This is a genomic window from Undibacterium sp. Ji50W (assembly GCF_049340445.1).
Lineage (GTDB): Bacteria > Pseudomonadota > Gammaproteobacteria > Burkholderiales > Burkholderiaceae_D > Undibacterium.
In genome coordinates this window covers 1-13,805 of record NZ_JBMPOX010000034.1, presented here as the reverse complement: position 1 = coordinate 13,805, position 13,805 = coordinate 1, and the positions used below count along the sequence as shown (strand labels likewise).

At 52.3% G+C, this 13,805-nt stretch carries 12 protein-coding genes; 6 read left to right on the top strand and 6 right to left on the bottom strand.

The annotated features are described in order from the left end of the window. The first annotated feature begins 70 nt into the window (after nucleotides 1–70). On the top strand, nucleotides 71–670 hold the full coding sequence (locus tag ACO0K9_RS27035) for a hemerythrin domain-containing protein (protein ID WP_422990327.1): 600 nt from the start codon (nucleotides 71–73) through the stop codon (nucleotides 668–670). 29 nt (nucleotides 671–699) lie between these two features. On the opposite strand, the gene ACO0K9_RS27030 is transcribed toward ACO0K9_RS27035, so the two are convergent. Both ACO0K9_RS27030 and hrpA read right to left on the bottom strand, forming a co-directional pair. Next, on the bottom strand, nucleotides 700–1,599 hold the full coding sequence (locus ACO0K9_RS27030; RefSeq protein WP_422990326.1) for a DMT family transporter: 900 nt from the start codon (nucleotides 1,597–1,599) through the stop codon (nucleotides 700–702). A 128-nt stretch (nucleotides 1,600–1,727) separates the two neighbouring features. After that, on the bottom strand, nucleotides 1,728–5,924 hold the full coding sequence (gene hrpA / locus ACO0K9_RS27025; RefSeq protein WP_422990324.1) for an ATP-dependent RNA helicase HrpA: 4,197 nt from the start codon (nucleotides 5,922–5,924) through the stop codon (nucleotides 1,728–1,730). Nucleotides 5,925–6,277: 353 nt separating this feature from the next. Here hrpA and ACO0K9_RS27020 point away from each other — a divergent pair, with 353 nt between their 5' ends. The 3 genes from ACO0K9_RS27020 to ACO0K9_RS27010 all read left to right on the top strand — a co-directional run bounded on the left by ACO0K9_RS27020 (nucleotide 6,278) and on the right by ACO0K9_RS27010 (nucleotide 9,231). Next, complete coding sequence (locus ACO0K9_RS27020; RefSeq protein WP_422990322.1) at nucleotides 6,278–7,426, top strand: tetratricopeptide repeat protein; 1,149 nt, start codon at nucleotides 6,278–6,280, stop codon at nucleotides 7,424–7,426. A gap of 155 nt (nucleotides 7,427–7,581) precedes the next feature. Then, nucleotides 7,582–8,892, top strand: a complete 1,311-nt coding sequence (gene argA / locus ACO0K9_RS27015) for an amino-acid N-acetyltransferase (protein WP_422990320.1) — start codon at nucleotides 7,582–7,584, stop codon at nucleotides 8,890–8,892. A gap of 66 nt (nucleotides 8,893–8,958) precedes the next feature. After that, entirely contained in the window at nucleotides 8,959–9,231 is a 273-nt protein-coding gene (locus ACO0K9_RS27010) for an oxidative damage protection protein (protein ID WP_422990318.1), read from the top strand. A 103-nt stretch (nucleotides 9,232–9,334) separates the two neighbouring features. Here ACO0K9_RS27010 and rpiA read toward each other — a convergent pair whose 3' ends face one another. Both rpiA and ACO0K9_RS27000 read right to left on the bottom strand, forming a co-directional pair. Further along, nucleotides 9,335–10,006: a ribose-5-phosphate isomerase RpiA gene (gene rpiA, locus ACO0K9_RS27005; RefSeq protein WP_422990316.1), complete on the bottom strand. Its 672-nt coding sequence runs from the start codon at nucleotides 10,004–10,006 to the stop codon at nucleotides 9,335–9,337. An 83-nt stretch (nucleotides 10,007–10,089) separates the two neighbouring features. Continuing rightward, a complete protein-coding gene (locus ACO0K9_RS27000) occupies nucleotides 10,090–11,097 on the bottom strand; it encodes a serine/threonine protein kinase (RefSeq protein WP_422990314.1) in 1,008 nt (335 codons plus the stop codon). Nucleotides 11,098–11,205: 108 nt separating this feature from the next. Between ACO0K9_RS27000 and ACO0K9_RS26995 the strand changes: the two genes are divergently transcribed. Further along, complete coding sequence (locus ACO0K9_RS26995; RefSeq protein ID WP_422990312.1) at nucleotides 11,206–11,919, top strand: UPF0149 family protein; 714 nt, start codon at nucleotides 11,206–11,208, stop codon at nucleotides 11,917–11,919. A 105-nt stretch (nucleotides 11,920–12,024) separates the two neighbouring features. After that, entirely contained in the window at nucleotides 12,025–12,279 is a 255-nt protein-coding gene (locus tag ACO0K9_RS26990; RefSeq protein WP_422990311.1) for an acyl-CoA-binding protein, read from the top strand. On the opposite strand, the gene ACO0K9_RS26985 is transcribed toward ACO0K9_RS26990, so the two are convergent. Continuing rightward, entirely contained in the window at nucleotides 12,276–13,244 is a 969-nt protein-coding gene (locus ACO0K9_RS26985; RefSeq protein WP_422990309.1) for a 2-hydroxyacid dehydrogenase, read from the bottom strand. The genes ACO0K9_RS26990 and ACO0K9_RS26985 overlap by 4 nt on opposite strands. A gap of 28 nt (nucleotides 13,245–13,272) precedes the next feature. After that, a complete protein-coding gene (locus ACO0K9_RS26980) occupies nucleotides 13,273–13,416 on the bottom strand; it encodes a hypothetical protein (RefSeq protein ID WP_422990307.1) in 144 nt (47 codons plus the stop codon). Nucleotides 13,417–13,805: the final 389 nt, after the last annotated feature.

Below are 13,805 nucleotides of genomic sequence, written 5' to 3'. Positions count from 1 at the left end.
TTGATCCTCGTCAACAGCAGCATGTTGCCCAGGAAGTACAGTAGTAAAAAGAATCGCAAGGAGACTCGCCATGTCGGTCAGGACCATTTACCCCGCTTCACTCAGCATCATCCAGGACGAGCACGAACACCTGTCGTCAGTCATACAGGGTATGCGTTACTTTGTAAGAAAGATAGAAGGTGGTGGAACTGCGCCTGATCTGAAGGTGTTCCGCGCCATGCTGTACTACATCATGGAATATCCGGAAAAAGTGCATCACCCCAAGGAAGAACAGTACCTGTTTGCCAAGATCAAGGAAAGAACCCATCAACTGGATAACGAACTGGATGCCCTCAGTGAACAGCATGCGAAGGGCGAATTGCTGGTACACCGCTTATTCCATGCCCTGCTCGACTATGAATTTGGCGGCAAGCCGGCCTTTGCGCACTTCCGTGACCTGGTCGAACAATATGCGCAGTTTTATTTCGCCCATATGCGCGCCGAAGAAGAAAAAATCATTCCCGTTGCCAGGCAGGTACTGAATGAGCACGACTGGAAAGAAATCGATGCTGCCTTCCTGGAAAACCGTGCCCATCTGGATGATGCCGGCGCACGCTATAAATATGAAGAATTATTTTCACTGATTGTCAACATCACTCCCGCACCTATAGGTGTAGCAGATCCACTCTGACATCGCGGCTGTCACGGTCATCACGATATTCAGCCGCGCCGCGAAGACAGGACTATGCCACCGACGATGCACAGAAAAGCCACGGCATGAAACAGATGGGGTGACTCACCCAAAAAAGCGGCAGACATCACGGCAGCAAACAAGGGCGTCAGGTTATTGAAGAAGGCGGCAACATTCGGCCCCACCCGCTGCACACCCAAGCCCCAGCAGCGAAAGGCAATCACAGCTGGACCAATCGCCACAAAAGCCAGTGCAGCAAACAGCATGGGATTCCAGTGTATGGCGGGCTGCATCAGTGTCCACTCGGCAGCAGAAAAAGCCGCCGACCACAGTACGCCAAAACTGACCTGTGCCAGCAAAAAATCGGCCCAGTGATTACGCAATTCACCATCATCACCACGCGTCAGCAGCCAGCTGTACAGCGACCAGGTAATGGTGGCAATGATCATGAACAGATCGCCAGGCACCAGCCGCAAAACCAGCAACTGCGCCAGTTCACCCCGGCTTAATACCAGCAGTACACCGGCGATGGACATGGCGGCACCCGCCAGTTGCCAGCGCGTGACCCTGGCCTGGAAAAACAGACTGCCGACTATCAGCATCCATACCGGCATACTGGCGGCGACCAGTGTCACATTGATGGGTGAAGAACTCTGCAAGGCCAGGTATTGCAAGGCATTGTACAAACCCACCCCCAGCAAACCCAATACTGCATAACGTCGCCAGTTACGCCACAAAGTGCTACCACGACGATAGATGCGGAAAGCCATGGGTAACAGGATTAAAAAAGCCAGCACCCAGCGTATGAAGTTGAGTGTAATCGGCGGCAGCATTTCATGAATCATGCGTCCTACAATGGCATTGCCCGACCACAGCAAGGGCGGTGTGACGAGCAGCAATACAGTAGAGGGCGTCAGTTTATGATTCATGAATATGCAGTAAATGCGGCAATTTGAAAGACAATCAAAAACTGCCTGTGTCAGCGATCAGTGATCACTGATCGACCCTCAGCATACCGCAAGCAAACAAGGTTTGCCTGCGGCCATGGCAGCGTGGATCATCGCTGCAGGCTCTCCCACACTTTTTGCAGACGCTTGACCGACACCGGCATGGGGGTACGCAATTCCTGTGCAAACAGCGATACCCTGAGCTCTTCCAGCAACCAGCGGAACTCCAGCAATTTGGGGTCAGCATCCACACCGGTCTTGCGCGGATGGCGCTGCCAGGCTTGCGCCACGCTATTCCATTCAGCCAGCAGTTTTTGGTCACGCGCAGGGTCGGCACGCAGCTTGTCCATGCGTACCGTGATCGCCTTCAGATACCGGGGGAAATGCGACAACTGGGTAAAATCATTTTCAGCGATAAAATGCTTGGTCACCAGCATCTGTAATTGCGACTGCATGTCGGCAGCAGCTTGTGCATGTGCCTTGATACCTTGCAGTTTCTTTGGCAAGCCATGGTATTCGGCCAGTATCTGCGCTGCTGTACGGGCAATTTCGTTGGCCAGTAAATTCAGCCTTGCCTTACCTTCATCACGACGCTTATTGAATTCACCTGAATTGGCAGGTAAAGGGCTTTGCAGGAAAGCACTTTCTATGGCGACCTGGATAATCTGGTCACGCAATTCTTCCTGCGAACCCAGGGCCATGAACTGCATGCCCATTTGCTGCAAGCCAGGAATATTTTTTTCCAGGAACTTGATCTGTTCTTTCAATTGCAAGGCAAACAGGCGTCGCAAACCGATGCGATGTACACGCGCGGCTTCATCCGGGTCGTCAAACACTTCAATATGACAATGCGTGAGCTTATCCACCAGCGCCGGGTAACCGATCAGGGTTTGTTTGCCCTGCTGGACTTCCAGCAGTTCGGGCAGGCTGTCAAAGGTCCAGGCCACCAGGTTTTCCTGCTTGAATGCTGGTACTGCAGCATGAGACTGGATGCTGGCAATTGCAGGTTTTGCGGCAGCATGGACTGACTTGTCTTCAGGCACAGCAGCCGGTTTGGTCGCAACTGGATTTGCATCCAGCAAGGCCAACTTCTCGGCGCTGGCAATACGCTGGAAGCTCTCGCGTGCCTGCCCACCAAATTCTGCCCGCAGGCTGGCCAGGTTGCGGCCCATTTCCAGTTGACGGCCATGCTCATCGATGACTTTGAAGTTCATCGTCAGATGTACGGGTACAGTCTCAAATTTAAAATCCGTACTCTTGCACAGCAAGCCCTTTTGTTCGCGTATATCCGCCATCACTGCATCGAGGAAATTGCCTTTGCCAAAATCATTGCGCTCACAAAAACCTGCTGCATATTCGGGAATGGGTACGCAATGGCGACGTATTTTTTGTGGCAAAGACTTGATCAGCAAATGCACTTTTTCTTTCAGCATGCCGGGCACCAGCCATTCACAGCGGTCTGCCGACACCTGGTTCAGCGAAAACAAAGGCACGGTCAGCGTCACGCCATCGCGTGGGCTACCTGGCTCAAAGTGATAACTAAGCTGCAAAGCCACACCCGACACCTGCATGGTTTTGGGGAACAGGTCCGTGGTCACACCTGCCGCCTCATGGCGCATCAGCTCGTCCTTGTTCAGGTACAAGAGCTTGGGATTGGCCTTGGTCGCGTCCTTATGCCATTGTTCAAACAGCACGGCATTCCACACGTCAGCTGGCAAGAGCTGATCATAAAATGCCACAATCAGTTCTTCATCCACCAGCACATCCAGACGGCGTGATTTGTGTTCAAGATTTTCTATCTCGCGCACCAGCTTTTGGTTATACGCAAAGAAAGGGGCGCGGGTATCCAACTCGCCTTCGACCAGCGCGTCGCGTATGAACATCTCACGCGCTTCTGCCGGATGGGTCAAGCCATATTGAGTACGGCGCTGGCTATACACCACCAGACCGTACAGGGTGGCACGTTCAAAGGCAGATACCTGGCCGGCGCGTTTTTCCCAGCGCGGTTCGCCATAAGATTTCTTGAGCAGATGCTCGCCAATTTTCTCCAGCCATTCCGGATTGATCTGGGCTATGCAGCGCCCGTACAGACGTGTGGTATCCACCAGCTCAGCCGCCATGATCCAGCGCCCGGCTTTTTTGGCAAGAGTAGAGCCCGGCCAGATGTAAAACTTGATGCCGCGCGCACCGAGGTAATGTGCTTCTTCGTCTGACTTGTAACCAATATTACCCAGCAAACCCGTCAACAGGGACAAGTGCAATTGCTCATACGTCGCCGGGGCCTCATTCAAACGCCAGCCCTGTTCTTTAACGATAGTCAGCAATTGCGAATGCACTTCACGCCATTCACGCAAGCGCATCTGGCTCAGGAAATTGGCACGGCAATTGTCTTGCAACTGGCGATTGGTTTTCTTGTGCTCGATGGCATCTTCAAACCATTTCCAGATTTTCAGGTAAGACTGGAATTCGGATTTTTCATCGGCAAATTTCTTGTGCGCCATGTCCGCTGCAGCCTGGGCTTCCATGGGGCGGTCACGTGGATCTTGCACCGACAAGGCAGCAGCGATGATCAGTACTTCCTGCAAGGCCTGGTTATCACGCGCAGCCAGAATCATGCGGCCCACACGGGGGTCCAGCGGCAGTTTGGCGAGTTGCCTGCCAACCGGCGTCAACTGATTGACATCATCCATCGCCCCCAGTTCTTGCAAGAGCTGATAACCGTCAGCAATCGCCCGGCCTGGTGGTGGCTCGATGAAAGGAAAAGTCTCGACATCAGTCAGGCGCAGGGATTTCATGCGCAAGATAACGGCAGCCAACGACGAACGCAAAATCTCGGGTTCGGTAAATTTGGGCCGTTGCAGATAATCCTGCTCATCGAACAGGCGTATGCAAACACCAGCCGCAACACGACCGCAACGGCCAGCGCGCTGATTGGCAGCGGACTGGGCAACCGCCTCTATCTGCAATTGCTCGACTTTATTTCGGTAACTATAACGCTTCACGCGGGCCAGACCGGCATCAACGACGTAGCGTATGCCAGGTACCGTCAGCGAGGTTTCCGCCACATTCGTGGCTAATACGATGCGGCGCGCATTTGAAGTCTTGAACACCCTCTCCTGCTCTTGCGCAGACAGGCGGGCGAACAGGGGCAAAATTTCCACATGCGGCGGATGATGCTTGCGCAAGGCTTCGGCAGCATCACGAATTTCACGCTCGCCGGGCAAAAATACCAATACGTCACCAGAACCTACGCGGCACAATTCATCCACGGCATCGGTAATCGCCGTCATCAAATCACGTTCTTTATCTTTTTCCGTGTCTTGTATCGGGCGATAGCGCACTTCTACCGGGTACAAACGGCCTGACACTTCAATCACAGGTGCAGGCTTGGGCTCGGTACCCTTTTCAGCCCCGCTGGTATCAGCAAAATGATTGGCAAAGCGCTGTGCATCTATCGTGGCTGAAGTGATGATGATCTTCAGGTCACGACGTTTGGGCAGCAATTGCTTCAGGTAACCGAGCAGGAAATCAATATTCAGGCTGCGTTCATGCGCCTCATCAATGATGATGGTGTCATATTGTTTTAACAGCGGATCGGTCTGGGTTTCTGCCAGCAAAATACCGTCAGTCATCAGCTTGACTGATGCGCCCTTGCTCAGGGTATCGGTAAACCGGACTTTAAAGCCGACATGTTCACCCAGCGGTGAATTCAATTCTTGTGCAATACGCTTGGCAGTAGAAGAGGCAGCAATCCGGCGCGGCTGGGTGTGGCCTATCAAGCCTTTTTGCCCGCGCCCCAACTCCAGGCAGATTTTGGGCAATTGCGTGGTCTTGCCAGAGCCAGTTTCACCGCAGACAATAATGACCTGATGTTTTTGCAAAGCCTCGGCAATTTCTGCCCGCTTGCCGGATACCGGCAACTCTTCAGGAAAACTGATGGGTGGCAAGACATTGCGAAAAGGTAAAGCTGGTTCTTCCCTGGCTGGCGCAGCTGCTTGTTGCCGCTTATTGCCGTTACTATTGCCGCTACTATTTCCGTTACTGTTTGCCCTACCCGTTACCCGACCGTTTTCCCCGCCGTTTCCTGTGCTACTGGCGCGCCCGGACTGCGGTCTGGCTGATTGAGACCTGGCTGCTTGTTGGCGAGGTACTTGCTGCCCTTCATGCTGCACTTTTGGCGGACGAACTTGCTCAGCACCGCTGACATTCAGTGTTTTATTTTCCGGTACTTCAGACTTCGCGGTGGTCTCACGCAATTGTTGTCGAAGCTCTCGCAATCCCGATAAACCATCTGTCGCAGCGGGCATTGCTTTTTTGGGGGAGTTTTTAGGTGTTTGATTTGAAGACATAGCGCTGCGCATTATCCCAGATTTTTACGCCGCACAGGAAATGTTGCACTGTTTGCCATAACACAGCCATTCTGATCTCATCAAAACAACATTGCAGATCAGGGTGTATTGACCTGACAACAAGCATCAAATCATATAAATAAATCCCCTCTTTATTTATCCTATAATGAATAAAACTAGAATTCGGGACTGCGGCCAAGCTGGGCTTGCATAGCTATCCAGCAGCCCGGATTCCTGTCTTTATGCAGAACCTGTTTCATCAACGAAAATGAAATGTGTTCCAGTCAAAATCCAGCCGCGTGAGGATCAAAATGAAAACCTGGATTATTCTGCTCTTCGCCAGTTTACTTGCCGCCTGTGCCAGCCAGCCTAGCCAGAAAATAAGCCACCTGCAGTTGCATGATCAGGGCTTTGGCCCGGCATCGACATCCATCCGCGCCGACGAGGTCATGGCACTCAGCAAGGAAATGCACGCCTACGTGAAAAACGAGATTGCCATCCAGATGCGTGGCAAATCACCGCAAAAAGCCCTGTTTGACGCATTGTCCACCAAAGGCCAGATCAGGCTTGAATACGATGCTGAAATAACACGCAATGCAGCCCAGGCCTTCAGTGCCCGTTCCGGTAATTGCCTGTCACTGGTTTTGATGACGGCTGCACTGGCAAAAGAACTGGGGATGGAAGTGCAATATCAGAATATCCTGATGGACGAATCCTGGAGCCGCAGCAATGACATTTACTTTGCGGCAGGACATGTCAACATCGTACTGGGAGGCAAATCAGGATTCCGCCACTTTACCCAGGAATATAGCCAGTCCATGGTGATTGATTTCTTGCCGCCCAGGGAAATTCGTGGTCAACGCGCGGACCTGATACGCGAAGCCACCGTGATCGCCATGTACTTCAACAACCGCGCCGCCGAATCGCTGGCACAACACCAGGTCGACGACGCCTACTGGTTTGCCCGCGCCGCCCTGACGAGCGACCCTGACTTCGTCGCGGCCTACAATACCCTGGGCGTGATTTACCGGCAGCATGGCGACCTGGCATTATCCGAAAGCGTGTTCAGGCAAATTCTGGGCAAGGAAGCAGAAAACACCATGGCGCTCAGTAACCTGGTCGAAGTATTGCGCAAAACCGACCGCCAAACCGAAGCACAGGTGTATGCCACCAAACTGGCAAGCTTGCAGCCAAATGCTCCTTTCCATTTCTTTAACCTTGGCCTGGCAGCAATGGACCGCGGCGAATATGCCGTAGCCAAAGCCCTGTTCAAACGGGAAATCAAACGTGACCCGAATTATGATGAATTCCATTTATGGCTGGCGCTGGCGCATTTAAAACTGGGTGAAACTTCGGATGCGGTAGAAGAATTGACACTGGCGCAGGCCAACAGCACCACCCGCAAGGCCCAGAATTTATATGCCAGCAAACTGGAAAGGATTAAAGCTGCCTATCACTAAGAACCAGTTTACGATCTTACCCCCTATCCGGCACGTCCTGACAGGCACGTCCTGACAGGCATGTCCACAGGCTCCAAAGCCTGATTGACAACAATGTGGAAATTCGACCACGTTGGATGGTCATCTGTTTTCTCGTCTCAGATTATAATTGGCGGATGGAAAATCCCGTTCAATTCGTTCAATGGCTGCGCTCGGTCGCGCCGTATATTCATGCCTTCCGTGGAAAGACCTTTGTGGTCGCCTTTCCCGGCGAGCTGGTCATGGCAGGTGCACTGCCGGTTCTGGCTCAGGATTTATCACTTTTACATGCACTTGGCATCAAGGTTGTCATCGTTCATGGATCGCGCCCCCAGGTTGCCGAGCAACTGGCCTTGCGGAATGTCGAAGGCAGTTTTCATAATGGCATACGCATTACCGATACCGCAGCGCTGGAATGCTCGAAAGAGGCGGCTGGTGAATTGCGCCTGGATATTGAAGCCGCATTCAGCCAGGGCTTGCCGAATACGCCCATGGCACATTCTGCCATCCGCATCATTTCAGGCAATTTTGTCACGGCCAAACCAATCGGTATCGTAGGTGGAGTGGATTTCCAGCTGACCGGTATCGCCCGCAAAGTGGCGTATGACACCATCCACCGCATTCTGGATGCCGGCAATCTGGTACTGCTTGGCCCGCTGGGTTTCTCGCCCACTGGCGAAGCCTTCAACCTGACGATGGAAGACGTGGCCGTATCAACCGCCACCGCCCTGCGTGCCGACAAGCTGATTTTCATCACCGAAACACCGATGATGGTAGACCAGGACAATGATGAAATCCGCGAATTATCATTCATGCAGGCCGAGCAAGAATTAAAAACCAACTACTTGCCGCCAGATTCGGCGTTCTATCTGGAACATGCCGTTAAGGCTTCACGTGGTGGCGTGCCACGGATACACATCGTGCCCTACAAGATGGATGGCTCGGCCCTGCTGGAATTGTTTACCCATGATGGCGTAGGCACCATGGTATCGTCAGAAAACTTGGAAAGCCTGCGCGAAGCCACAATTGAAGACGTGGGCGGCATCATCAAGCTGATAGAACCGCTGGAAGCCGACGGCACCCTGGTGAAACGCGGGCGTGAACTGATAGAGCGCGAGATCAATTATTTCTCTGTGATAGAGCATGACGGCGTCATCTTTGGCTGCGCCGCCCTGTATCCTTTCCCGTTTGAAAAAATGGCAGAAATGGCTTGCCTGACCGTCAACCCGGATGTGCAAAGCCAGGGCGATGGTGAGCGCATCCTCAAGCACATGGAAAAACGCGCACGCCGCGCCGGCTTTCATAGCCTGTTTGTGCTGACAACACGCACTGCACACTGGTTCCTGAAACGTGGTTTCGTCAATGCTTCATTCGACGATTTACCCAAGGACAAGCAGAAAATGTATAACTGGCAACGCAAATCATTGGTTCTGATCAAGCAACTCTAAACAACTCTAGCTCGCAAGCCGTATAATTCACGCTGTTTTCGAGATTTAGCAAAAAGGAGTAACACCATGGCCCGTACGGTCCACTGCATTAAATTAGATAAAGAAGCCGAAGGGCTGGATTTTCCACCGTATCCCGGTGAATTAGGTAAAAGGATTTATGAAAGCGTGTCCAAAGAAGCTTGGGCCGCCTGGCTCAAGCATCAAACCATGCTGGTCAACGAAAACCGCCTGAACCTGGCTGACACTCGCGCCCGCAAATATCTGGCAACCCAGATGGAAAAACATTTCTTTGGCGATGGGGCTGATGCTGCTTCCGGCTATGTACCGCCAAGCGAATAAATAGCTGCCTGATTGACATTCATCAGCATCCAACTAAAAGTCTATAAAAAACCCGCTATGTCAGCGGGCTTTTTGTTGGGATCAAACCTTTATGCGGGCAAGATTAAAACCGCAAGGTTTTAACACCTTCACTGGTTCCCAGCAGGCAGACATTGGCTCCTTGCTGCGCAAACAAACCGACCGTCACGACGCCAACGATATTATTGATCGCGGCTTCCAGCGCCACCGGGTCCGCAATCTGCAAGCCATGTACGTCCAGTATCATATTGCCATTATCAGTCAACAAAGGCTGACCATCTTTCAGGCGCAAACGGGCTTCGCCACCCAAAGCATTCAGCTTGCGGGTGACAACCGCGTGCGACATCGGTATCACCTCTACCGGCAAGGGGAACTTGCCCAGCTTATCCACCAGTTTTGAACCATCGGCGATGCAGATAAATTTCTCAGCGACCGAGGCTACAATTTTTTCACGTGTCAATGCGGCACCACCGCCCTTGATCATGGCACCCTGAGGCGTAATTTCGTCAGCACCGTCGATATACACAGGCATGGATACCACGTCATTCAAATCCAGCACGGTAATGCCATGTCCGCGCAAGCGTGCTGCGGTGGCTTCGGATGAGGCAACCGCCGCCTTGACCTTGTGCTTGATCCTGGCCAGTTCATCAATAAAGAAATTGGCGGTCGAACCGGTGCCGACGCCAACGATGTCGTTTTCAACCACATAGGCTATGGCAGCCTGGGCTACCGCCAGTTTCAATTCATCTTGCGTCATTTTGCATTTCCATCAAAGTTGATCATTTGCCCGAATTTTACAGGACAGGCTGATCGTCCTTGCAGATTCTGAGTGAAATTGCATCAAACCGGCCACAGCGGTGCCTCTTCCATCAGGGCCACCTGCTCGCGCAATTCGAGTATGCGGTCTTGCCAATACCTCTGGCTGTTAAACCACGGAAATGCCGCCGGAAAGGCCGGATCACTCCAACGCTGTGCCAGCCAGGCTGAATAATGAATCAGACGCAGCGTGCGCAATGCCTCTATCAGGTATAGCTGACGGCTGTCGAACTCAAAGAAATCTTCATAACCAGCCAGGATATCTGTCAATTGCCGCTGCATGTCCTGACGGTCACCCGACAGCAGCATCCATAAATCCTGTATGCCCGGCCCCATGCGACTATCATCAAAATCCACAAAATGCGGGCCAGCCTGGGGCCCGGATTCCAGCCACAAGACATTCCCCAGATGGCAATCGCCATGCAGGCGCAATGGCTGCAAGGCCCCCGCACGCTCATAACAGCGCTGTATGCCGTCCAGCGCCTGCTGACTGACACTTTCATAGGCTGGCAACAGATCAGGCGGGATAAAGTCATGCGCCAATAGCCAGGCACGCGGCTGCACGCCAAAGGTTTCCGGATTAATGGCTGGCCGCTCATGATAGACAGCAAGTGCCCCTACGGCATGGATGCGGCCAATAAAACGTCCCAGCCATTCCAGGGTTGCGGCATCCCCGGTTTCCGGGGCTCTGCCACTCTGCCTGGCAAACAGGGCAAAGCGAAAGCCCTGATAATGGCGCAGGCTGCTGCCATCTGCCGCCTGCATCGCACCAACCACCGGGATTTCATGTTGTAATAACTCACGCACAAAATCATGTTCTTCATTGATGGCGGTATCCGTCCAGCGCAAGGGGCGGTAAAATTTGACGACCACAGGTACATCGTCTTCTATGCCGATCTGGTAAACCCGGTTTTCATAGCTATTCAAGGCCAGCATACGGCCATCGCTGCGCAAGCCGCTGCTGTCAACAGCGTCCAGCACCAGTTCGGGCGTCAAACCGGCAAAAGAGTCTGGGAGATTGGTATTTGTCATGTTGTCTATTGTACGTGTGCCAAAGCCTGAACGGCATAAAAGACCTGCACAGCCAGCAAACAAAGCGCTAAACTGCCGGTATTTTCAATCTCCACTCAAGAGTGATCCATGCATCTCGACGAACCCTTAAGCGACAAAGAATTCAATGAACTCGACAAATTCCTGATGTCGGACAAGGTCGGCGATGATGGCATGACCATGGACGCCCTGCACGGCTACCTGACTGCCATCGCCCTGGGGCCGGAAATGATACCAATGGGAGAATGGCTGCCACTGGTATGGGGCTTGCCGGATGAAGGTGAACCCAAGTTCAAGAATGAAAAGGAAATGCAGCGCATCACTGGCCTGGTGGCCCGTTTCATGAATGAAATACAGATCACATTTGAAGTTGCACCACAGGAATATGAACCCCTGTTCTGCGTCATGGAACAAAATGGCAAGGAATTGATAGACGGTGAAACCTGGGCCTGGGGCTTCTGGGAAGGCATGCAATTGCGCGAAGAAGCCTGGGAAGCCGCCTGGGAATCAGAAGAAATCGGCCCGCTGCTACAGCCCATCTACCTGTTGGGCGCAGAAGAAATCGAAGAAGAAGAGTTGAAATTCGTCGATACGCCAGAAAAATGCCATGAACTGGCATTGACGCTGGAAGCGTCCATCCCCGCCATACGCCGTTTCTGGGCACCCTTGCGCAAATCCGGCGTGACTACCGTCAAGCGCGATGCCCCCAAGGTTGGCAGAAATGACCCTTGTCCATGCGGCAGCGGTAAAAAATACAAAGTCTGTTGCGGTGCCGGTACTGATAGCGAGCCCACTCTGCACTGATCGCCAGGCAAACTCAGCGCTGGAGGGAACCCTCTAGCGCAAACCGCCCTGCCTGCATGTCTTCATGCTATTTTTGTACTTCTCAATACCACGCTGGAGACCACAATGAGTTTACAAGAACAATTCAACCAGGCACAGGCCGATTCCAAAAATCTGCCAGAGCGCCCAGACAACATGACCCTGCTGAAAATCTATGCCCTGTTCAAGCAAGGCAGCGGTGGTGATGCCACTGGCGAGCGCCCTGGCATGACCGACTTTGTCGGCCGCGCCAAGTTTGATGCCTGGGCTGAACTGAAAGGCACCACCCAGGAAGCCGCCATGCAGCAATATGTTGATCTGATCAACGACCTTAAGGATTAAACCGGGTTTAACCAATCGCGTGGCCTGCCTTCGATCAGGCCGGCAATCAGATTATCCGCAGCACGATTCGCCATTGCCCGTCGGGTGGCCTCTGAAGCGCTGGCAATGTGCGGTGTCAGCACCACATTTTGCAGCGTCAAAAAGTCTGGATGGAACTTGGGCTCATTCTCAAACACATCCAGGCCGGCTGCCGCAATCCTATGCTTGCGCAAAGCTGCAATCAGCGCCTGATCATCCACAATACCACCGCGTGCCAGGTTGACCAGGGTCGCGCTGGGCTTCATCAATTCAATTTCAGCCGCAGCTATGCAATGATGGGACGCTGGTGAATACGGCAAGACCAGCACTACGTGATCGGCCTGCGCCAGCAATTCTTCCTTGCTGACATACTGGGCATGATTCGCATGCGCCTCCTGCTCAGCGCTCAGCCGTGAACGGTTGTGATACATGACCTTCATATCAAAGCCCATGGAGCGTCGAGCTATCGCCTGCCCTATTCTGCCCATGCCAATAATGCCCAGGGTAGCACCATGTACATCCGCCCCCAGGAAAGTGTCGTAACGCCACTTGGTCCATTGGCCTGCACGCAACCAGTGTTCGGATTCCGTCACCCGCCTGGCCGTCGCCATCAACAGTGCCCAACCAAAATCAGCCGTCGTTTCATTCAACACTTCCGGTGTATTGCTGGCCATGACGCCATGCGCAGTACAAGCTGGCACGTCAATATTGTCGTAACCCACCGCCATGCTGGCGACCATTTTCAAACCTGGCAACTGCTGCAATAGCTCAGTATTGAATTTGGCGCTGGCAGTCGCCAGGGTGCCAGCCTTCCCCTTCAACTTCGCAGCCAATTCAGCAGGTGTAAAAACCACATCATCCTGGTTCGATTCAACTTCAAAGTAGTCTGAAAGCCGGGTCAATACTTCAGGAAAAATAGCGCGCGTAACAAGAATGGCAGGTTTCATGCATATCCTTTTAATAATAAAAACCAGATCAGAACCCTTTCCGGCCTGCTTCAGAATTCACTTGAATCATCCTGACATCATAAACCTTTCCTCTATTTTTCTCAGTTGGCCTTGCAGCCTTGACAGATAAATTGCCAAATGAACATTTTCGGCCATGCTTTTTATTATCCATTTAATAATTTCCATGAAACACCCTCTTTGCTTCCACGCAAAATCTTATTTGCCCAAATAATATAATTTAAGAATTTTTAACATTTAATTTGCATATATTAAAAATAATTAATTGAAATGCAAATAATTTCCAGTTTCCCTTAAACTTTTCTCAAAAAGTTTGGATACCTTGTGCTCAAACGCGGCACTTTTTAAAGAAGCATTGTTGTCACGTTATCTACTATTTACACACACAAAGGTGAATTGACATGGTTGCAATTGTTAGCGGAAACAGCACAGGCCTGAACTTAACGTCCTCAAGCAATCTGGGCCAGCGCGGTAACCTTGGTTCCGCCAGCCAGGGCAAGACCGGCGAGCAAAGCAGCGTCAACATTGCCAACGGCAACCTGG

What these genes read in the sequence shown, in the direction of transcription:
- ACO0K9_RS27035 (WP_422990327.1), top strand. Translation starts at nt 71, where the DNA reads ATGTCGGTCAGGACCATTTACCCCGCTTCACTCAGCATCATCCAGGAC.
- ACO0K9_RS27030 (WP_422990326.1), bottom strand. Translation starts at nt 1,599, where the DNA reads ATGAATCATAAACTGACGCCCTCTACTGTATTGCTGCTCGTCACACCG.
- hrpA (WP_422990324.1), bottom strand. Translation starts at nt 5,924, where the DNA reads ATGCCCGCTGCGACAGATGGTTTATCGGGATTGCGAGAGCTTCGACAA.
- ACO0K9_RS27020 (WP_422990322.1), top strand. Translation starts at nt 6,278, where the DNA reads ATGAAAACCTGGATTATTCTGCTCTTCGCCAGTTTACTTGCCGCCTGT.
- argA (WP_422990320.1), top strand. Translation starts at nt 7,582, where the DNA reads ATGGAAAATCCCGTTCAATTCGTTCAATGGCTGCGCTCGGTCGCGCCG.
- ACO0K9_RS27010 (WP_422990318.1), top strand. Translation starts at nt 8,959, where the DNA reads ATGGCCCGTACGGTCCACTGCATTAAATTAGATAAAGAAGCCGAAGGG.
- rpiA (WP_422990316.1), bottom strand. Translation starts at nt 10,006, where the DNA reads ATGACGCAAGATGAATTGAAACTGGCGGTAGCCCAGGCTGCCATAGCC.
- ACO0K9_RS27000 (WP_422990314.1), bottom strand. Translation starts at nt 11,097, where the DNA reads ATGACAAATACCAATCTCCCAGACTCTTTTGCCGGTTTGACGCCCGAA.
- ACO0K9_RS26995 (WP_422990312.1), top strand. Translation starts at nt 11,206, where the DNA reads ATGCATCTCGACGAACCCTTAAGCGACAAAGAATTCAATGAACTCGAC.
- ACO0K9_RS26990 (WP_422990311.1), top strand. Translation starts at nt 12,025, where the DNA reads ATGAGTTTACAAGAACAATTCAACCAGGCACAGGCCGATTCCAAAAAT.
- ACO0K9_RS26985 (WP_422990309.1), bottom strand. Translation starts at nt 13,244, where the DNA reads ATGAAACCTGCCATTCTTGTTACGCGCGCTATTTTTCCTGAAGTATTG.
- ACO0K9_RS26980 (WP_422990307.1), bottom strand. Translation starts at nt 13,416, where the DNA reads ATGGATAATAAAAAGCATGGCCGAAAATGTTCATTTGGCAATTTATCT.